Below are 20,040 nucleotides of genomic sequence, written 5' to 3' on the forward strand. Positions count from 1 at the left end.
GGCTTGTTGCCGCCGGGGCGGTCTCCGGGCTCCTGCCACGAGCGTTGACGCCGAGCACGGCATGCAGCCAGCCACGGCGGGTCGAGCCCCAACTGCCCCTCACAACCGCGCGCCCAGATCTCGCTGCGCGAAGCCGCACCAGCCGCCGGCCGGCGACGCTAGCGCGCGGGTCAGCGCGAGTGCCTGGAAGCGCTCCCCCATGGCCGCCGGCAGCACCAGCTGCTTGGCGCCGGCGGCGAGATCCAGTAGGGCCTCGGGGTCGCCGGCGGCGGCGTGCAGGTGGCGGTCTAGACCACAGCCGATGAGGAAGTTGGCCTGAGTGGTGTAGCCGGCGAGCGCAAGCCCAGCGGCGCTGCCGGCGGCGGCGACGGCGGTGAAGTCCACGTGCGCGGTGATGTCCTGAAGGCCAATGTGCACGTAGGGGTCGGCATGGGCGCGGTGGCGGTGGTGGCAGAGCAGGGTGCCGTCGCGGCGCTGCGGCAGGTAGAGCTCGCCGCGCGGATAGCCATAGTCGATGATGAGCACCATGCCGGCGTCGAGCCGCTCCGCGAGCAGCGCCAGCCAGGGCGGCAGGCGCAGGTTGATCTCGCCGCAGAGCCCGCCGGCGAGGGTCGCCGCCGGCAGCCCCAGGTCGTCGATGGCGTCGGCGAGGCCTGGCGTCGCCGGTGCCGCTTGGATCTCTGCGAAGCCGTCGCCGTCGCAGCCCACCAGGATCTCGCGCACGGCGTCGCGCACCGCCGCCGGCGCCGCGCCCGGCGGCACGCAGAAGCGCTGCACCGGCAGGGCGTCCACCACCTCGTTGGCGAGCACGAGCCCGCGCAGCGCCGCCGGCGGCTGATGCACCCAGGCAACGCGATCGAGCAGGTCCGGCACGCGCTCGGCCAATTGCTGCCGTTGGCGCTCGGCGAAGTCGGGGCTCGGCTCCAGTATCCAGTAGCGCTGTGGCGGCTGGCCGGCGGCGGCGAGCGCCGACAGCACCTCGGCGGCCAGCGCGCCGCTGCCGGCGCCGAGCTCCAGGATGTCGCCGCCGCCGAGGGCCGCCAGCACCTCGCCGGCCTGGGTGGCGAGGCAGCGCCCGAACAGGGGTGACAGCTCCGGGGCCGTGGCAAAGTCTCCGGCCGGCCCCAACTTTGCGCTGCCGGCGGCGTAGTAGCCGAGGCCCGGCGCGTACAGCGCCAGCTCCATGAAGCGGTCGAAGGGCAGGGCGCCGCCGGCCGCCGCGATCTCTTGGCGGATCAGCGCGCACAGACGCTCGCTGTGGGCTGCGGCGTCGACATCCGGGGCGTCGACATCGGGGGCGGTGGGGTCTGTTGGGTCTGGCGGTGCGGTCATGGCATTGTCGGGCTGGGTCACGGCATGGGCGCCGCATTGTGGGGATTGTCGGCAAGCGTGGGCCCGAGCATCCAACCCGGGCCGCCTGCGCCGGAGCGCCCCCGCATGCCCCCAGCATGCGCAGCCCGCACGGGTGCCCGCAAGCCCTGCTGTCTGTCAGCGCCGCCCCGCAACCGACGAGGATCGATACCTTGCATCAGTCCGAGCCCCATCCCAACCCCGACCAGCCACTGGCGCCGCCGGTGGCGCTCATCACCGGTGCGGCGCAGCGCATCGGGGCCGTGATTGCACAGATGTTGCATGCCGCCGGCTTCGATCTGGTGCTGCATTACCGCCATTCCGGCGATGCGGCGGCGGCGCTGAAGGCGGAGCTGGAGACGGCGCGGCCGGGCTCCGTTCGCCTCGCCCGCGCCAACCTGCTGGACCCCCAGGCCCCGGCGACGTTGTTGGACGCCGTGCGCGACTTCCACAACCGCCTGGATGCACTGATCAATAACGCCTCCAGCTTCTACCCGACGCCACTGGCCGAGGCCACCGAGGCACAATGGATCGAGCTCATGGGTACCAACCTCAAGGCGCCGTTCTTTCTTGCCCAAGCCATGGCCCCATTGTTGGATGCCGCCGAGGGCTGCGTTGTCAACCTGGTGGATATCCATGCCGAGCGACCGCACGCCGACCACCCCATCTATTCCATCGCCAAGGCCGGTAATGCGATGATGGTTCGCTCACTGGCGCGGGAGCTCGGGCCGCGCGTGCGGGTGAACGGTGTCGCCCCAGGCGCCATCCTGTGGCCGGACCAGGGGCTTTCGCAGGCCGCCAAGGACACCATTCTGGCGCGCACTGCGCTGGCGCGGGCCGGTGCGCCGGAGGACATCGCCCGCACCGTGCGCTTCCTGGTGCGTGATGCGCACTACATCACGGGCCAGGTGATCGCCGTCGACGGCGGTCGCAGCATCCAGCAATAGCCCGGTGCGCCGGCGCGCAGCCTCCGCGTTGCGGCTATGACCGCACCGGCACCGGACGCGATCCGGCTGAGCCCCAGCGGGGCCGCGCGCCCCGCTTTCGCCGCAGCCAAAGACCACAGACCCGGGACAGACCCATGAGCGACGACGACAAGGCCCTGCTGCATCGCGGCGACGCGCGCAGCTCGCCCTATCCTATGAGCCGGCTGGCGCCGGCCTTTCAGGCACCGGAGCTGGCCGACGAGGTCGCCCGCGCCGAATCCATGCTGAGCGCGCGCACCAGCGCCAAGCTCCGTGTCATCGCCGATCAGATCAAGGCGCTCCAGGCCGAGGCGCACAAAGTGCTGGACGAGGCCCGCGACGAGCAGGCCCTGACCCACGCCGAGTGCGCCTTCAAGCGCATCCCCGGCAAGGTCTACCACCTCTACCGCCGGGCCGACGGCCGGACCTATTTCTCCATGCTCTCGCCGGCGGACTGGAACGACTCGCCGCCGGACGTCTTCGCCGGCTCCTACCGGCTGGAGACCGACTACTCCTGGACGCCGGCGGAGCGCCTCGACGCCACCGACGACACCGGCCAGGTGGTGCAGCAGCTGCTGCATATCGGCGGCCTGGCCGCCGACGACGACCGCGACACCTGAGTGGCCGTGCGCAGTCGAGGGGGCGTATTCGCAGGTGCGCTGGCCGTGCTGGTGCTCGGCCTCGCAGCGGGCCTGAGTCCACTGCCTGCGGCGGCGGAGCGGCTCACCATCTCCTGCGGGCGGTTCCCCGTGGAGCAGACGCTGTGCCGCGCGGCCGCCCAGCAATGGGCCGAGTCCAATGGGCATGAGGTGCGCATGGTGGCGCCGCCGGCGGTGTCGGATGATCGTCTAGCGCTCTATGAAGAGCTGCTCGGCGTGGGGGCTCGGCAGCTGGATGTGCTGGAGATCGACGTCGTCTGGCCCGGGCTGCTGGCCGAGCATCTGCTGGACCTGGGGCCGGCGCTGGGGGAGGAGTCCGATCGCTTCTTCCCGTCGCTGATCGCCAATAACACCGTCGACGGGCGGCTGGTGGCCTTGCCCTGGTTTCTGGATCTGGGCCTGCTATTTTACCGGCGTGATCTGCTGGAAGCGGCGGGGCTGACCGTGCCGGACACCTGGCGGCAGCTAGAGGACGCCGCGGTGATTCTGCAAGACACGCATCGCGCCACGGGCGATCGCCGCTTCTGGGGGTTTATCTGGCAGGGGTGGTCCTACGAGGGGCTCACCTGCAACGTCATGGAATGGCTCGGGAGCTGGGGTGGCGGGCGCATCGTGAATGCGGGGGGCAAGGTCACCGTCGACAACCTGCGGGCCGAGTATGCGCTGAAGCGCGCCGGCGACTGGCTCGGCATCATCTCGCCGCCATCGGTGCTGATGCAGACCGAGCGTGAATCCCTCGATCAGTTCATGAACGGCCAAGCCGCCTTCATGCGCAACTGGCCCTATGCCTGGACCGAGCTGAACGCGCCGCAATCGCCGATGCGCGGCAAGGTCGGCGTCGCGCTGCTGCCCCGCGGCCGCCCGGACGACCCGCATCCGGCGACCCTCGGCGGCTGGCAGCTCGCGGTGTCACGCTATTCCGAGCACCCGGAGCTGGCGGCGGACTTGGTGCGCTATCTCACCAGCCCTGAAGTACAGCGTGAGCGAGCGCTCGCCGGCGGCTATATTCCGACCCGCCGGGTCCTGCTCGAGGAGCCGGCGCTGCTCGCGGCCGAGCCCTTCCTGGAACTGTTAACGCGACCGGATCTGGCCCTGGTGGCGCGCCCCTCCACCGTGACGGGTGCCAATTACGCGGCCGTCAGCAAGCGGGTCCAGCGTGCGGTGGTCCGGATGCTCGACGACCAAGCGGCCGTGGAGGCGGCGCTGCCGGCGCTGGCGGCGGATCTTGAGCAGCTGAGCGAGGAAGGGACGGCATGGTGATGCGACGCCGGTGCTGCGTGCTGCTGCTGGCGCTGTTGCTGTCGCCGACAGCGGTCTGGGCCGATCTGCGCGTCGGTGTCTTCGGTCAGGACCCGCCGTTCAGCTTCATCGACGAGAACGGCGAGCTCGTCGGGTTCGACATCGACATCGCCCAAGCCCTGTGTGCCGAGGCGCGCTTTCAATGCCGGCTGGTGCCCAAGGACTGGGCGGCGCTGCTGCCGGCGCTGGAGGCGCGCGAGCTGGACGTGGTGGTGGCATCGGTGGCTATCACCGATGAGCGCCGCGAGCGCGTGCTCTTCACGCGTCCTTATTATCGCAGCCCAGTCCGTTTCGTAGCGCGCGCCGGCGAGCTGGATGCGGTCACGCCGGCGGCCTTGATGGGCAAGCACATCGGTGTGTGGCGGGGCACAACGATGGATGACTATCTCAGCACGCACTACGCCGGGCATGCGGAGATCATCCGCTACAGTACCCAGCCCGGTGCCCTGGTGGATCTGGTGCTGGGGCGCTTGGACGCGGTGCTCGGCGAAGCGCTGTCGCTGGAGCGGAACTTTCTGAGCGCCGAGCACGGGGCGGACTTCGAGCTCGTCGGCGCCCCCATCGACGACCCCGCAGCCTTTGGGCACGGCAACGGCATCGCCGTCGCACGCCACAACCAGGGCCTGCGCGAGCTGTTCGACCGCGCCATCGCCAACATCCACGTCAACGGCGTCTTCGAGCGCATCAAACGGCGCTGGCTCGATGACGATGACGAGGCCAGCGCCGCCCCTGTCCCCGCAGGCCCTTGATCAAAACGTCAGCGGGCAGATGCCCGCCGTGGGAGCGGCGTCCTCGCCGCGACTGGCTCTGATCGCGCCGAGGACGGCGCTCTCACGTCATGTGCCCCCTTCGGCACAGCCCCGGCGCCCTGAGGCCGCGCAAGCAGGCGCAGGGCGTAGGGTGGACAAGCGAAGCGCCGTCCACCAGCTTACGGGTGGCCCCGGGGTGGACTTCGCTGTCGCTCGTCCACTACTGGCCGCGCTAACGATCAAGCCCCTATAACCGGCTCCGATCTCGCCTCACAGCTCGGGCTTGGGCGCCCCCAAGCCCGCGAGCAGACCGCGGCTGTCCTCGTCCAGGTGCATGGTCACGTCGCGCTTGGCATGGGGCATCTTGATGCCGTGCTCGCGGAAGCTGCGACCAATGGCAAGCAGCACTTGGGAGCGGATGCCGAGCGTGCCCGGCCCGTCGTTCATGCTGAAACAGTACTGCACCCGGATGTCCACGGATGACTCCGAGTACTCCCACAGGAAGACGCCGGGCTCCGGGTCGGACAGCACATAGGGGTGGCGGCGCAGGATGCGCTCGATGAGACGGATGGCAAGCTCCGCGTCGTCTTCGTAGCGGATGCGGATGTAGTGCACGCTGCGCAGCAGGTCGTCGCTGCGGGTCCAGTTGGTGAACTCGCCGCTGATCACCGAGCCGTTGGGGATGATCACTTCCTGCTTGTCCAGCGTGCGCATGGTGAGCGAGCGGATGCCGATGCGCGTGACGCTGCCGAGGTTGCTGCCGATGCTGACGAAGTCGCCCACCTTGAGCGGGCGCTCCGCCAGCAGCAGCACCCCGGAGACGAAGTTGTTGATGATGTTCTGCAGCCCGAAGCCGATGCCCACGCCGAGGCTCGCCGCAAACACGGTCAGCGTCGTGATATCGAAGCCGATGATCCGCAGGGCCAGCAGCACGCCGGCGACGATGATCACGTACTGGGTGAAGGTCGCCAGCGCCTGGCGCAGACCTGCGTCCCGCACCCGGCGATAGGCCAGGTTGTAGCTGACCTGCTGGCTCCAGCCGGCGATGTAGAAGACGCTCGCCACCAGCACCACCGCGAGCAGGATGTCGGCGATGGTGAAGGCGGACTCGCCGAGCTTGAGCAAGGGCGTATCGATGAGGGCGAGGAGCCAGCGCACCACGGGTGTGTCGGCATGCCAGTCCCAGAGCGCGAATAGCAGCCAGCCGGCGCCGAGCACCGCCAACAGGACGCCGAGCCGATAGCCTGGCTCGACGAAGTGGGTGCGCCAGAACTCGGCGAGCTCGTCGGTGACGGCCGCCGGCGCTGGTGTTGGCGTGACGCCGTCGTCGCCGTCGGCGGGTGCTTGCTCCGCCGTATCCTCCAGGCTGCCCTCCGGGGTGGCGGGGTGCAGCTCATCCCAGGGCTCGGCAGCGTCCGCCGCCGGTTGGGCGGCCGGTGCGGAAGCCGGCAGCAGGTGCTCCACGGTCCGGTCGCGCAGGTCCGCCAGCACCCCGATGACGAAGGCGAGCAACAGCCCCACCACCACGGCCCAGGCCAGGTAAGTCAGCAAGGCCCAGGCGAGATTGATGTAGCCGATGAGGCCGGTGAGCCCCACCGCCAGTAGAAACAGGGGCAGCAGGCGCGAGAGCGAGGCGACCGTGGCCGCCACCAGCCGCCGGCGTCCCGACTGCGCCGCGAGCCCGCGGAAGAGGCCGTAGAGGGCGAACGCCGGCAGGGCCAACGCCAGCACGCCGAGCATCGCGAGCCGGTCCAGCAGATCCGCCAGGATGGGCGCCAGCGGGAGTGCGCTGGTCAGGATGTAGGCCGCCGCAACGGCGGCGGCGAGCAGCAGCCCGAGGCGCAGCTTGCGATAGAACGCCTTGCGCGAGCGCAGGGCCGTGCTCGCTGCCGCTGTAACAGGTTGCGCATCGGCGGGCGCCTCGGCATCGGTCCTCTGCTCGGTGGGCTCGGTCGTGTCCACGGCGGCCGGTGGCGCAGACGGGGCCTGGAGCGCTCGCGTCGTCGCCGGTTCGGTTTGCTCGGCCCCGCCTGCGCCGGCGACGGGCTCGGCGGCGGCCATCGCCGGCGTCTGCGGGTCATCGGTTACGGTGCCGGCGGCATCCGTCTCAGCTCGCCCGGGCGTTGTGTCGGCGCCGGGGTGGGCCTGCGCGTCCTGCGGCTGCGCGTAGAGCAGCTCCCGCGTCAGCGCCAGCACGAAGCCCAGCAATGCCGGCAGCAGCAGGATCAGCAGGATCGGCCGTATCAAATCGCCCGTGAGATCATAGGCGATCACCACCAATAGCCAGAGCAGCGCCGGCAGCAGCGCCGGCAGCACGCGGGCCAAGGGCCTGACGAGCTCGGCGAGTCGGCTGTCGGGGTCCTGAGCAGCGCACCATCGCCGCAGCAGCCGCCGGCCCGCGAGCACCAGCAGCAACAGCCCGAGTCCGGCGGCGAGGGCGAGGGCATTGCGCGCGGGCCCAGCGCTCGCGGTGCCCGTGCGCAGGGCCTCCCAGATGCCCCCCAGCGCATTGCTGAGGAGCTGCGGCAAATGCAGGGCATTGTCGGCGAGACGCCGCCAATCGTCGGCGCTGTCCGGCAGGTGGCGGCGCTCGGCGAGCGCGCCGGCGTAGCGCTCGGCGATGACCCGGTCGAATGTCGCCTGCTCGGCTTGCGCTGCCTCGCGCAGCTGCTCGATATCCGCCTGCTGCAGGTCGATGGCCTTGTCCAGGTCTTCCAACAGCACCAGGTCCGGCGCCTCGTCGCTGCTGTGGCGGGTCAGCGCCGCGCGCTTGGAGCGGAGCACATCGCGTTGGCCGGTCAGCGCCTCGGCGATTTGTGCCAAGTCGTCGGCGACCCCCGCCAGCCGGCGCTCGGCGCCGCGCAGCACGTGCAGGGGCATCAGCTCGTCGCGCCGCAGGGCGCGCAGATCGTCCAGGGCATTGCCGGCGAGGATCAGCTCCAGGTCGTTCTGGCGCAGGAAGCTGCGGGTGACGGCGTCGTCGATGCGCATCTCGAGCGCGCGCAGGCGGGCTTGTTGCGCCGGCTCTTCTGCCTGCGCCGGGTCGGAATCCTTCATCCCAGAGGCGGCGCTGACCAAGCGCGCGGCGCGGCGCAGATGATCGGCGATGACCGACTCCAGCAGCGGCACCCGGGGGTCCTGTGCGAACAAGCCCGCGCTCTCAAGCTCGCTCAGGCGCAGCCGACTCTGAAGCAGGCGCAGATGGTCCTCGAGCAGCGTTACATAGCGGCGGTTCACGTGCAGCGCCTCGCCGTAGCTGGCGATGATCTGCTCGGTGAGCTGCGCCTGTCCGGCGAGCAGATCGCGGGCGACCTCGTTGCGCAGATCGCGCACGCTGGCCTCGCGCTCGTCGTCCGCAGCGCCGGCGATGGCCCGCTCCAGCTGCGCGATCTGCCTGCGGAGCCGCTCCAGTGCCAGGGTCCGTTGCTCGATGCGCCCCTGTAGAACGGCAGTGCGCGATTGCACGGAGTCCAGGCGCAGCCGGGCTTGGCGCAGGGCCTCGGCGGAGATGTCGTCGCTGTAGAGGCGGAGCTCGTCTCGGGCCAAGCGCTCGGCGAATGCCGCCCGGTCGGCCGCGCGGCGCGCGCGGGTGGCGTCGATCTCCTCGATCAGACTCGCGAGCTGGTCGTTCTCGCGCTCGATCTCGCGCAGATCCGGGATCGGCAGATCGGCGACGGCAGCCGCGGTGAACGCCAGAGCCAGAGCGCACAGCAGCGCGCGGAGGGCCCTGCGCGCAGGGGCTGACTGGTGACGCCTTCTAAGCGGCTCGGCATAGGCCATGGGCAGGATGGGTGCAGGCGGTGAGGGCAAATCGTGGAGTTTACTCAACTGCGGTCCCGCAGGCCCCGCCAGCCGCAGACCGGCGCCCGCCCAACGAGGCCACGATGCACCCGGCGACTCGCGGGCCCCGGCTCAGCGCCGTTGCGCGAGCCTGTCGGGCGCGAGAGCGCTATCAGCACCCGATCCAGTCCGGCGCCGAGTAGGCCCTCTTGGGCTGGACAAAGCAACCGCGAAGACCCTGCCGCGCTCTAAGGTGACGCGCGCAGGTCGAGGGAGACGGGGGTGAGCGGCTGCGCGTGCGGGGCCATCTGTGCCCAGAGCTCGGCATAGGTGCGCCCGTCTACCGGATGGCGGTCCGCGGGCGCAGCCTGCGCCAGCGGCGCCAGCACGAAGCCGTATTTCAGGATCTCGTCCCGCGGCAGCTCGGAGCCGTCGATGGTGCCGGCGGCCTCGCCCCAGGTGAGAAGGTCCAGATCCAGCGTGCGCGGCGCGAACTTGTTCGGCCCGCGCACGCGACCATGGGCGTCCTCGATGTCGCGCAGGAGCCGATTGATCTCCGCGACGCCGAGGCGGGTGTCGATGCCGACCACCAGGTTGTAGAAGGGCTCGCCCTCGAAGCCGATGGCCTCGGTCTCATACACCGGTGAGATCGACAGTGGCCCGAAGTACCGTCGCAGGTCGGCGATGGCGCCGCGGATGGAGGCCTCGCGCTGGACATTGCTGCCGACGCTGATCCAGCAGCGGCGGCTGCCGGCCCCGGTCTGCGTCCGCGCCGGGGCGCTGCCGCGGGCCGGGTCGGCGCTCACGCCGGGCGCTCGCCGCGCTCGATGACGACGCCGACGCCGGCGGCATCGGTGACCGCGCCGATCTTGTCCAAGGTGATACGCACCCAGGGCACGCCGAACTCGTCCCGGATGATGGCGGCGCAGCGCTCGGCCAGGGTTTCCACCAGCTCGAACTGGGCGTCGCCGACGAACTGCTTCAGGCGCTTGGAAATGGCTTTGTAGTCCAAAGCGTCCTCGATACGGTCCGACGCGGCGGCCTTGGCGTTGTCGCTCGCCATTTCAACGTCGAGCATCACCGGCTGCTTGATGGCCTTCTCCCAGTCGTAGATGCCGATGACGGTTTCGATGCGCAGTTGGCGTAGGAAGACGATGTCCATGGGGAGGGGCTGAGGGCTGAGGGCTGAGGGACAACAGCCGCCGGCGCGGGCAGCTGGACTTTCACGAGCGTTCGGCCCGCTAGGGTGGCGGCGCGCTCGGTCATTGCAAGCGTTCTGACTCGCCAGAGGCTTGACCGCGGGGGCTGCAGCCGGTCCAATGCCGCGCCATGGACGCGACCTTTTTTATCTCCTTGGCCCTGGCCGTCGGTGCCTACCTGCTGGGCTCTGTCTCCAGCGCCATCGTCGTCTGCCGGCTGATGGGACTGCCGGACCCGCGCACGCAAGGCTCCAACAACCCTGGCGCCACCAATGTGCTGCGCATTGGCGGCGCCAAGGCAAAGCCGGCGGCGGCCGTCACACTGGGGGGCGACACCCTCAAGGGCGTGCTGCCAATGCTGGCGGCCCATGCCGTCGGGGCCGCCCCGCTGACGCTGGGGCTGGTGGGCCTTGCGGCCTTCGTTGGGCACCTGTTCCCGGTGTTCTTCGGCTTTCGCGGGGGCAAGGGGGTCGCCACCGCGCTCGGCGTGCAGATCGGGCTCTACTGGCCCATTGGCGCGGTGACGGCGGCGGTGTGGCTGTTCGTCGCCAAGGTGCTGCGGATCTCGTCGCTGTCGGCGCTGGTCTCCATGGCCCTGGCGCCGGTGGTGGTCTGGCTCTTCTGGCCCGAGCCAGCGCTCGTTGGCATGCAGCTGGTGGTCACGGGGCTCTTGTTCCTGCGCCACCGCAGCAACATCCGCAAGCTGCTGCGCGGCGAAGAGGGGCAGATCGGCGCGACGGCCGAAGATGGTCCGCGGGCGGAGGGGTGACGGGGTCGAGTATCGAGGAGGGAGTATCGAGGAGCGAGTTTCGAGGAGCGAGTTTCGAGTATCGAGGGCCTCGCCCCTCGTCACTCGAAACTCGTCACTCGTCACTCGTCCCATAGCTCCGGCAGGGCGTCCAGCGGCCATCTGGGCATGGCCGTGAACGCCAGCGCTTCGCTCTGCCCGGCGGCCAGGCGCTGGTGGCCGGCGAACGCGATCATCGCGCCATTGTCCGTGCACAGGGCGAGCCTCGGGTAGAAGGCGCGGCCGCTGCGCTGCGCCATCATCGCGTCCACCCGCTCCCGCAGCCGGCGGTTGGCACTGACGCCGCCGGCGAGCACCAGGCGGTCCACGCCCGCGGCCTCGACGGCGCGGCGGCATTTGATGACCAGCGTCTCCACCACCGCGTCCTCGAAGGCGCGGGCGATGTCGGCCCTCGCCTGCTCGGTATCGCTGCGGTGGGCGAGCTCCTCGCGCACGGTGTTGAGCGCGAAGGTCTTGAGCCCGCTGAAGCTGAAATCGAGCCCCGGGCGGTCGGTCATGGGCCGCGGAAAGACATAGCGCCCAGGCTCCCCCTGCTCGGCGAGCTTCGCCAGCGCCGGCCCGCCGGGGTAGGGGAGATCCAGGATCTTTGCGGTCTTGTCGAAGGCTTCGCCCGCGGCGTCGTCCACGGACTCCCCGAGCAGGCGGTAGCGGCCCGCCGCGGCCACCTCCACCAGCTGGGTGTGGCCGCCGGAGACCAAGAGCGCCACAAAGGGAAAGGCGGGCGCCGGCTCTTCCAGCAGGGGCGCGAGCAAGTGGCCTTCCATGTGGTGCACGCCGATGGCCGGCACGCCCCAGCCCCAGGCCAGGCTGCGCCCGAGTCCAGCGCCCACCAGCAGGGCGCCCACGAGTCCGGGGCCTGCGGTGTAGGCGACGCCGTCGATGTCCGCCGCCGTTGTGCCCGCCTCCGCCATCACCAGCCGGATCAACGGCGTCAGGCGGCGGATGTGATCGCGGGACGCGAGCTCGGGGACAACGCCCCCGTAGGCTGCGTGCAGGTCCACTTGGCTGTGCACGGTGTGCGCCAGCAGGCCGGCGGCGCCGTCGAAGACGGCGACGCCGGTTTCGTCGCAGGAGGTTTCGATGCCGAGGACGCGCATAACGACTGAAGCAGGGTTGGCATTCATCCGAGATCGCCGCGGGAGCGCAGGCTGTCGCTGCGTCGCGGTTACTGCCGGCCGCGGTCGATGGGGTTGCCAGTGCCGCCGGCCGCACTGCATAATGCGCGATTACGCATGCGTTGGCCAGGCCCGAGCGCCGAGGCGCCGCTATCCTCTTTCAAACCGCGTAAACCCTAAGGATTGTTTATGCCCAGCGTTCGTATCAAAGAGAACGAGCCCTTCGAGGTCGCTTTGCGTCGCTTCAAGCGCTCCTGCGAAAAGGCCGGCGTCCTCGCCGAGGTCCGTCGCCGCGAGTTCTACGAGAAGCCGACGGCCGAGCGCAAGCGCAAAAAAGCCGCCGCTGTGAAGCGCCACCACAAGAAGCTCTCCCGCGAGGCTCGGCGTTGGGAGCGGCCCTACTAGCCCCCTCTAAACTCCGGGGCCGGCCGTAGCGGCAGCGTCGCGTGTCCACCATGCTTAAGCAGCGTCTCACCGATGATATGAAGGCCGCCATGAAAGGCGGCGACAAGTCGCGCCTCGGCGTCATTCGGCTCATCAATGCCGCCATCAAGCAGCGCGAGGTGGACGAGCGCGCCGAGCTGGACGACACCCAAGTGCTGGCGGTGTTGGAGAAGATGGTCAAGCAGCGCCGCGACTCCATCACCCAATACGAAGCCGCCGGACGTGAGGATCTCGCGGCCGGGGAGCGCTTCGAGCTCGAGATCATCCAGGGTTACTTGCCGGCAGCCCTGTCGGATGCCGAGGTGGATGCCCTCATCGACGAGGCCATGGCCGCCACCGGCGCCGGCTCCATGCGCGACATGGGCAAGGTCATGGGCGTGCTGAAGCCGAAGCTCCAGGGCCGTGCCGACATGGCCGAGGTGAGCAGTCGCGTGAAGGCCCGGCTCGCCGGCTGACGCGGCCGCTGGCCCGCCGGCGGTACCTCGCGGCCGGAATCCCTCTGCCGGACTGCCCGTTACCGCTGCTTCGTCGCCGTGACGCGGCCTTCAGGCGACGGCTGCCGGCGATCCAGTCCGTGCTGCACCGGGCGAGCGCCCGAGGTGTTGGATGGTCGGCCGCATCACGCCCGAATTCAAAGCCCAGCTGCTCGATCGTACCGATATTGTCGAGGTGGTCGGTCTGCGTGTGCCGTTGAAAAAGACCGGCGCTGAATTCGCGGCCTGTTGTCCCTTCCATAACGAAAAAACACCGTCTTTCACGGTGAGCCCAGGCAAGCAGTTCTATCACTGTTTTGGCTGCGGGGCGCACGGTAACGCTATCGATTTTTTGGTCGAATTTGATCGGCTGAGCTTCCCGGAGGCTGTCGAAGAGCTGGCCCAGCGCGCCGGCATGCCCCTGCCGGAGGCCGATGGCGCACCGCAGGGGCCGGACCCCAAGCCGCTGTACGAGCTCCTCGCCCGGGCCGCCGAGCACTACCAGCGCGCCCTGCGCGAGCACCCCGAGCGCGAGGCCGCCGTCGCTTACCTGAAGCGCCGGGGCTTGAGCGGCGAGGTCGTGACGCGCTACGGGCTGGGACTGGCGCCATCCGGCTGGGGCTTCCTGCTTGAGGGCCTCGGCAAGACCGCCGAGCAGCGCGAGCGCCTGCTCACGACCGGCCTACTGTCGGAGCGCGACGGCCGGCGCTATGACCGCTTCCGCGGCCGGGTCATGTTCCCGATTCGCGACCGGCGCGGGCGCGTGGTCGGCTTCGGCGGCCGGGTGCTCGACGACGGCGAGCCGAAGTACCTCAACTCCCCGGAGACGCCGGTCTTCGTTAAGGGGCGCGAGCTCTACGGACTCTACGAGAGCCAGCAGGCGCTGCGCCGCCCGCCGCGGCTACTGCTGGTGGAGGGCTACATGGACGTCATCGCCCTGGCCCAGTTCGGGATCGATTACGCCGTGGCGGCGCTCGGCACCGCCGCCACGCCGGAGCACATCAAGCGCTTGCTGCGCGGGGCCCCGGAGCTGGTGTTCTGCTTCGACGGCGACAACGCCGGGCGCGCAGCGGCCTGGAAGGCGCTCAAGACGGCGCTGCCGCTGGCCACAGGTCAGCAGCCCATGCGCTTTTTGTTCCTGCCCGAGGGCGAGGACCCGGACACCCTGGTGCGCAAGGAGGGCAAGGACGCCTTCGAGGCGCGGCTCGCCGAGGCTAAGCTGCTGTCGGTGTTTCTGTTCGAGCACGCCGCGGGCCGTCACAGCAGCGCCACGCCCGAGGGGCGTGCGGGCCTCACCGACGAGGTGCAGGGTCTGCTCGGCACCATGCCGGCCGGCAGCTACCGCGAGCAGCTGGCAGCGGAGCTCGCCCGGCGCACGGGTCGGCCCGCAGGCCCCCGCAGGGCCGCGCCGCGACCGCGGACGCCAGCCCGGGCGCAGCCGCGCACGGCGGCAATGACGCCGCTGCGGCGGGCCATCGCGCTGCTGCTGGACGCGCCGGAGCGCGCCGCGCTGGTGGCGGAGCAGCCGGCCGATTGGCGCGAGCTGAGCCGCCCCGGCATCCGGCTGCTGGCGGAGATGGTGGACATCGCTAGTGCCTACCCGAGCATCACCACCGCCGGCCTCGCTGAGCGTTGGCGCGGCACCGAAGACGAGCACGCGGTCCGCAAGCTCTCGGATGCGGGCCTCATCGCGTTGATCCCGGAGGACGGCCGCGGGGCGGAGCTGATCGGCATCATCGGCCGGCTGAACCAGGAGGTCGCTGCGCAACGCCGGGCCGCCGAGATCGAGCGCCGCTGGCGGGCCCGCAACGCGGATGCTGATGACGGCGGTGCCGCCGAATGAGATGCAGCGCCGGGCAGGGTCTCGGGGCCCGCGCGCTGGCCCGGCGCACCGAAAGCGTCCCTGGTGCTGGCAGCTCTGGTGCTAGCGCTCCGATGCTCGCGCGCTCCGCGGCGCGTCTAGGGGGGCTTAGGGCCGTGACCCCTGGGGCCTTGGGATACCGAAAAAAGCGCAAATCTGCTATGTTGGAGAGTTTATCTCCGGCATCTACACTTCATGGGTAGCCGGCGCATACAGTCCGCCAACGAAAGGGCCATGGCCGCACGGGCATTGCGTCCTTCGCCCGTGGCGACGCTGGCGTGTCAGGGTCAGCGCTGAGCGCGTCGTCGGCTCGCGCGCCGACGGCGCCCGCCCGGTTCAACCGTCTAACAGGTATCCGTATGGACCAAGAGCAGCAGCAGGCCTCGCAACTCAAGCAGTTGATCGCCAAGGGCAAAGAGCAGGGGTTCCTGACCTATACCGAGGTCAACGACCACCTGCCGGACGGCATCATCGAGCCCGAGCAGATCGAAGACATCGTGCGCATGATCAACGATATGGGGATCATGGTGCACGAAAGCGCGCCCGCGGAGATCGATGCGCTCAGTAACGATTCGGCCGTCGCCGACGACGAGGCCGCGGAGGCTGCTGCTGCGGCGCTGGCGTCCGTGGACAGCGAGTTCGGCCGCACCACGGATCCGGTGCGCATGTACATGCGCGAGATGGGCACCGTGGAGCTGCTGACCCGTGAAGGGGAGCTGCGCATCGCCAAGCGCATCGAGGACGGCCTGAATCAGGTGCTGGCGGCCCTGTCCACCTATCCGCGCGCCGTCGAGCTGCTGCTCAGCATGTTCGACCAAGTGGAGCGCGAGGAGCGCCGGCTCTCCGACGTCATCTCGGGCTTCATCGACGACGAGACCGCCGAGCCGGTGCAAAAGGGTGCGGCAGCCGAGGCCCAGGCGGACAACGCCGAGGACGAGGCCGACGATGACGACGACTCCGCGGAGGCCGTCGACACGGGTCCGGATCCGGAGGAAGTCTCCCGCCGCGTCGCATCGCTGCGCGCCCACTTCGATGAGTTCGTGGGCCTGCTGCGCGAGCACGGCCGCGACCACGACGCCTCCCGCGCGGCCATGGCGAAGGTGTCAGAGGACTTCATGCAGTTCAAGCTCGTGGCCAATGTGTTCAACGAGCTGGTCGAAGTGCTGCGCGAGAGCATCGAGCGCGTGCGCAGCCAGGAGCGCAGCATCATGGGCCTGTGCGTGGACCACGCCCAGATGCCGCGCAAGGCCTTCATCGACACCTTCCCGGACAACGAAACCAACCCGGACTGGATCCGCGAGCAGATCGACGCCGGTCATGCGTGGTCGCAGCGCCTCGCCGAGGTGGAGAGCGACGTACGCCGCGCCCAGCGCCGTCTTCAGGACCTGGAGCGCGAGAACGTCCTTACCATCGGCGAGATCAAGGAGATCAACCGCAAGATGTCCATCGGCGAGGCCAAGGCCCGCCGCGCCAAGAAGGAGATGGTCGAGGCCAACCTGCGCCTGGTGATCTCCATTGCCAAGAAGTACACAAACCGCGGACTGCAGTTCCTGGACCTGATCCAAGAAGGCAACATCGGCCTGATGAAGGCGGTGGACAAGTTCGAATACCGCCGCGGCTACAAGTTCTCCACTTATGCCACTTGGTGGATTCGCCAAGCCATCACCCGCTCCATCGCGGACCAGGCGCGCACCATCCGCATCCCGGTGCACATGATCGAGACCATCAACAAGCTGAACCGCATCTCGCGGCAGATGATCCAGGAGATGGGCCGGGAGGCCACGCCGGAAGAGCTTGCCGAGCGCATGGAGATGCCGGAAGAGAAGGTTCGCAAGGTGCTCAAGATCGCCAAGGAGCCCATCTCCATGGAGACGCCCATCGGCGACGACGAGGACAGCCACCTGGGCGACTTCATCGAGGACGCGGGCGTCATCTCCCCGCTGGACTCCGCCACCGCCGCGGGTCTTCGCGAAGCGACGCAGAACATGCTGGCGAGCCTCACCAGCCGCGAGGCCAAGGTGCTGCGCATGCGTTTCGGCATCGACATGAACACCGACCACACCCTGGAAGAGGTCGGCAAGCAGTTCGACGTCACCCGCGAGCGCATCCGCCAGATCGAGGCCAAGGCCCTGCGCAAGCTCCGCCACCCCACCCGCTCCGAGAAGCTGCGGGGCTTCCTCGACAGCGACTGACGCGGCTCGTGCCGCGTCAGATGCGTGGCGGGCTGGCGCACGCCCCCCAGCGTGGGCGGCCATTTGTGGGTGCCTAGTGTGGATGAGGGTTGCTTCAGCGCATGCCGCCGGCCGCTGCCGCCGTCGCGCCGGCCGTTTATTCGATCTTCCCCGCGTCGGGGCCGTTAGCTCAGCGGTTAGAGCAGGGGACTCATAATCCCTTGGTCGTAGGTTCGAATCCTACACGGCCCACCAATTCTCTCCGGCTGTAAACGATCGCCCAAGCCGTGCACTTCGATATCGACGGATTTCGCAACTGGCAGAACCGCAGCGTCACGCTGCTCGGCATGTCAGGGGTCGGCAAGACCTACTTGTCCGCGCTGCTGCGCCGCAGTGATTGGTTCCACTACTCCGGGGACTACCGGATCGGTACCCGGTATCTTGACGAGCCCATCCTGGACCTGATCAAGTCCAAGGCCATGGAGGTGCCCTTCCTGCGCGACCTGCTGCGCCGCGACTGGATCGCCATCCAGAACAAGATCCAGGTGGATGACCTGGGCCCGGTGCTGAGCTTCGTCGGCCAGCTTGGGGACCCGGACAAGAACGGCCTGTCGCTGCAGGAGTTCAGCCGCCGCCAGGCCATGTATCGCGAGGCCGAGATCCAGGCCATGCGGGACGTGCCCGCCTTCATCGACAAGGCGCGGCGGATTTACGGCTACCGCCACTTCGTCAACGATGTCGGCGGCAGCCTCTGCGAGCTGGAGGAGCCGTCGGTTATCGACCTGCTGGCCCGCCACACGCTGATCCTCTACATCCGCGTGCCGCAGCAGGACGAGATCAAGCTGATCCGCCGGGCCCAGGCCGACCCTAAGCCGCTGTATTTCCGCCCGGCATTCCTCAAGTCTGCGGTGAAGGACTATCTCGCCGAGCGCGAGCTGACCTATGTCGCCGACATCGATCCGGACGATTTCACGCGCTGGGTCTTCCCCCGGCTATTCCACTCTCGAGTGCCGCGCTACGAGTCCATCGCGCGCCCGCATGGCTATGTCGTGGAATCCACGGAGGTGGCCGCCGTCCGCGACGAACAGGACTTCCTCGCCCTGATCGAGACGGCCATCGCCCGCAAGGCGGCGGCGGGGGAGGTCACCGGTTATCCGGCATCCACCGGCGCAACGCCGCCGGCACCCGAGCCAGAAGACACCGACTGAGCCAAGCCCTTGCCCATCGTCGCCCACAACGACCTGCCGGCCTTCGAGCGCCTGCGCGGCGAAGGCCAGAACATCCTGCCGTCGGATCGCGCCATCGCGCAGGACATCCGCGAGCTGCACATCGGCCTGCTCAACATGATGCCGGATGCGGCCCTGGCCGCCACTGAGCGTCAGTTCTTCCGGCTGGTGGGCCAGAGCAACCAGATCGCACAGTTCTACGTACACCCCTTCACGCTGGACGAGCTGCCGCGCTCGCCGCAGGCGCAGGCGCACATCGAGCGCTGGTACGAGCCCTTTGGCCAGGTGCGCGAGCAGGGTCTGGACGCGCTGATCATCACCGGGGCCAATGTCGCCGGGTCGGATATCGCCCAGGAGCCCTTTTGGCGGCCGCTGATGGAGGTGGTGGACTGGGCCTGTGAGTCCGTCACCTCGACGCTCTGCTCCTGCCTCGCCACCCATGCGGTGATGCAGTTCCGCTATGGCCAGCCACGGGGGCCCCTCGGCTTCAAGCGCTGGGGCGTCTATGCGCACCGGGTGGTGGATCGCACCCACCCGCTGGTGACCAGCGTCAACACCCTGTTCGATGTGCCGCATTCCCGGTTCAACGAGGTCAGCCGCGAGCAATTCGATGCCGCCGGCGCCCGCGTCCTGGCGGAGAGCGAGACCGCCGGCGTGCATCTGGCCGTCAGCGGTGACGGGCTCCGACTGGTGATGTTCCAGGGGCACCCCGAGTACGACACCGTCTCGCTGCTCAAGGAGTACAAGCGCGAAGTCAACCGCTTCGCCGCCGGCGCGCGCCCGGACTATCCGCCCTTCCCGGAGAACATCTTCAGCCGCAAGAGCGCGGCGGTGCTGGAGGAGTACCGCCATATGCTGGAGCATGAGCTCGATCGGGGCCGCCGGCCACCGGAGCTGCCCGAGGACCGCATCGCGGCAACCCTGGACAACACCTGGCGGGACACGGCGGAAGGCGTGATCGGTAACTGGATGGGCCTGATCTACCGCGTCACCAACAACGACCGCCGCATCCCCTTCATGCCCGGCGTGGACCCGGACGACCCGCTGGGGCTCCGGCGCTGAGGCCCCAAAACGCTCCTGTTTAGGTCGCTAGCTGCAATCGGCATGTTCGTTTTCTACCAATGTGTGCCTTATAGGAAACACCTGTTGTATTGGACGCTGTTGTGGGCGGGGCTAGTTCGGTATCTAATAAAGTCCTTACGAAACCGTCATCACAGAAGCGAAGACTGATATTGCTCTTCAACTTGTCATTGTGACGGTCCGCGCCTACACTTCAGACAACAGACGGTATGTGGTGTGTGAGCCACATGCGCCGTTTGGACCTCCGGGAAAACCCGAAATCCACCCGCAGATCAAGGGCTAGCCCCGCACCGACTGAGCCAGCACGAGTACAAGAACGATGTTCGACGAGCAAGAAAACGTCATCCGCTACAAATGGGACGCCTGGACGGGGTCCGGTTACCGCATCCGTTGCGCCATCGGCGGCGGGGAGCACCACTACTTCGTCGAGGATTGGAGCAATCACGTCGTCGTCGACGACTACGGCTGCCATGACCTCGACGAAGCACTGGGCGTCCTCAACCGCTACTGCGACATCGACGTCGCACGCGAGCGCACCCGCATCGCCGCCTGGCTGCCGGAAAACATTCAGTAGCGTCGCGCGCGGCGCACGCCGCGCGAGCAAGCGGCAGGGCCGAGTCCCAGCGGCTGGGTGTCTGTCGCTGCTTTTCGCCGTGCCTCTTGCTGCTTCCCATCGCGCGGACAAGTCGCCGCCGCTCCTTGACCGCAAGCGCCTGCTGCGCTTTAATGCCGGGCTTCGCGGGGCCCACACCCCCGCAACCCCACCTGCCCAGGTAGCTCAGTTGGTAGAGCAGGGGATTGAAAATCCCCGTGTCGGCAGTTCGATTCTGTCCCTGGGCACCATTTTTCAGAGCCTGACGC

Annotated in this window: 17 protein-coding genes and 2 tRNA genes; 14 read left to right on the plus strand and 5 right to left on the minus strand. The window is 68.9% G+C overall.

The features are described from left to right. Positions 1 to 99 precede the first annotated feature (99 nt). A complete protein-coding gene (locus CKO31_RS09245) occupies positions 100 to 1,353 on the minus strand; it encodes a class I SAM-dependent methyltransferase (RefSeq protein ID WP_322789120.1) in 1,254 nt (417 codons plus the stop codon). Between the two features lie 170 nt (positions 1,354 to 1,523). Here CKO31_RS09245 and CKO31_RS09250 point away from each other — a divergent pair, with 170 nt between their 5' ends. From CKO31_RS09250 to CKO31_RS09265, 4 genes are all read left to right on the plus strand, one after another. Next, entirely contained in the window at positions 1,524 to 2,297 is a 774-nt protein-coding gene (locus tag CKO31_RS09250) for a pteridine reductase (protein ID WP_242475259.1), read from the plus strand. A gap of 134 nt (positions 2,298 to 2,431) precedes the next feature. Beyond that, positions 2,432 to 2,935, plus strand: coding sequence for a DUF2452 domain-containing protein (locus CKO31_RS09255; protein WP_200236197.1), 504 nt, complete (start codon positions 2,432 to 2,434; stop codon positions 2,933 to 2,935). A 6-nt stretch (positions 2,936 to 2,941) separates the two neighbouring features. Next, positions 2,942 to 4,234 carry an ABC transporter substrate-binding protein gene (locus CKO31_RS09260; protein WP_200236199.1) on the plus strand — a complete coding sequence of 431 codons (1,293 nt, stop codon included), beginning with the start codon at positions 2,942 to 2,944 and terminating at the stop codon, positions 4,232 to 4,234. Next, positions 4,228 to 5,022 carry a transporter substrate-binding domain-containing protein gene (locus CKO31_RS09265; protein WP_200236201.1) on the plus strand — a complete coding sequence of 265 codons (795 nt, stop codon included), beginning with the start codon at positions 4,228 to 4,230 and terminating at the stop codon, positions 5,020 to 5,022. Before CKO31_RS09260 ends, CKO31_RS09265 begins: the two co-directional genes overlap by 7 nt. A gap of 270 nt (positions 5,023 to 5,292) precedes the next feature. On the opposite strand, the gene CKO31_RS09270 is transcribed toward CKO31_RS09265, so the two are convergent. The 3 genes from CKO31_RS09270 to folB form a co-directional block, all read right to left on the minus strand. Next, positions 5,293 to 8,850, minus strand: coding sequence for a mechanosensitive ion channel domain-containing protein (locus CKO31_RS09270; RefSeq protein WP_200236203.1), 3,558 nt, complete (start codon positions 8,848 to 8,850; stop codon positions 5,293 to 5,295). Positions 8,851 to 9,050: 200 nt separating this feature from the next. Next, on the minus strand, positions 9,051 to 9,608 hold the full coding sequence (folK, locus tag CKO31_RS09275) for a 2-amino-4-hydroxy-6-hydroxymethyldihydropteridine diphosphokinase (protein ID WP_200236205.1): 558 nt from the start codon (positions 9,606 to 9,608) through the stop codon (positions 9,051 to 9,053). Further along, complete coding sequence (folB, locus tag CKO31_RS09280; RefSeq protein ID WP_200236207.1) at positions 9,605 to 9,964, minus strand: dihydroneopterin aldolase; 360 nt, start codon at positions 9,962 to 9,964, stop codon at positions 9,605 to 9,607. The genes folK and folB overlap by 4 nt, the downstream gene beginning before the upstream one ends. A 167-nt stretch (positions 9,965 to 10,131) precedes the next feature. Here folB and plsY point away from each other — a divergent pair, with 167 nt between their 5' ends. Next, positions 10,132 to 10,770, plus strand: a complete 639-nt coding sequence (gene plsY / locus CKO31_RS09285) for a glycerol-3-phosphate 1-O-acyltransferase PlsY (protein ID WP_200236209.1) — start codon at positions 10,132 to 10,134, stop codon at positions 10,768 to 10,770. 101 nt (positions 10,771 to 10,871) lie between these two features. On the opposite strand, the gene tsaD is transcribed toward plsY, so the two are convergent. After that, positions 10,872 to 11,906 (minus strand): tRNA (adenosine(37)-N6)-threonylcarbamoyltransferase complex transferase subunit TsaD, encoded by a 1,035-nt coding sequence (gene tsaD, locus CKO31_RS09290; protein ID WP_200236257.1) that lies wholly within the window; start codon positions 11,904 to 11,906, stop codon positions 10,872 to 10,874. 207 nt (positions 11,907 to 12,113) lie between these two features. Between tsaD and rpsU the strand changes: the two genes are divergently transcribed. From rpsU to CKO31_RS09335, 9 genes are all read left to right on the plus strand, one after another. Then, positions 12,114 to 12,329: a 30S ribosomal protein S21 gene (rpsU, locus tag CKO31_RS09295; protein WP_058556564.1), complete on the plus strand. Its 216-nt coding sequence runs from the start codon at positions 12,114 to 12,116 to the stop codon at positions 12,327 to 12,329. A gap of 50 nt (positions 12,330 to 12,379) precedes the next feature. After that, entirely contained in the window at positions 12,380 to 12,823 is a 444-nt protein-coding gene (locus CKO31_RS09300) for a GatB/YqeY domain-containing protein (protein WP_200236260.1), read from the plus strand. A 151-nt stretch (positions 12,824 to 12,974) separates the two neighbouring features. Next, positions 12,975 to 14,684, plus strand: coding sequence for a DNA primase (gene dnaG / locus CKO31_RS09305; protein WP_200236211.1), 1,710 nt, complete (start codon positions 12,975 to 12,977; stop codon positions 14,682 to 14,684). A 377-nt stretch (positions 14,685 to 15,061) separates the two neighbouring features. Next, the gene (gene rpoD, locus CKO31_RS09310) at positions 15,062 to 16,894 is read left to right on the plus strand and encodes an RNA polymerase sigma factor RpoD (protein ID WP_200236214.1); all 1,833 of its coding nucleotides are present in this window, start codon (positions 15,062 to 15,064) and stop codon (positions 16,892 to 16,894) included. Between the two features lie 158 nt (positions 16,895 to 17,052). Further along, a tRNA-Ile gene (locus tag CKO31_RS09315) sits at positions 17,053 to 17,128 on the plus strand. Between the two features lie 92 nt (positions 17,129 to 17,220). Next, a complete protein-coding gene (locus tag CKO31_RS09320; RefSeq protein ID WP_242475265.1) occupies positions 17,221 to 18,081 on the plus strand; it encodes an ATPase in 861 nt (286 codons plus the stop codon). Positions 18,082 to 18,090: 9 nt separating this feature from the next. After that, the gene (gene metA, locus CKO31_RS09325) at positions 18,091 to 19,161 is read left to right on the plus strand and encodes a homoserine O-succinyltransferase MetA (RefSeq protein WP_200236217.1); all 1,071 of its coding nucleotides are present in this window, start codon (positions 18,091 to 18,093) and stop codon (positions 19,159 to 19,161) included. Positions 19,162 to 19,498: 337 nt separating this feature from the next. Beyond that, entirely contained in the window at positions 19,499 to 19,753 is a 255-nt protein-coding gene (locus CKO31_RS09330; RefSeq protein WP_200236220.1) for a hypothetical protein, read from the plus strand. 193 nt (positions 19,754 to 19,946) lie between these two features. Next, a tRNA-Phe gene (locus CKO31_RS09335) sits at positions 19,947 to 20,022 on the plus strand. Positions 20,023 to 20,040 lie beyond the last annotated feature (18 nt).

It is taken from the genome of Thiohalocapsa halophila (assembly GCF_016583825.1).
In the GTDB taxonomy this organism is placed as follows: Bacteria; Pseudomonadota; Gammaproteobacteria; order Chromatiales; family Chromatiaceae; genus Thiohalocapsa; species Thiohalocapsa halophila.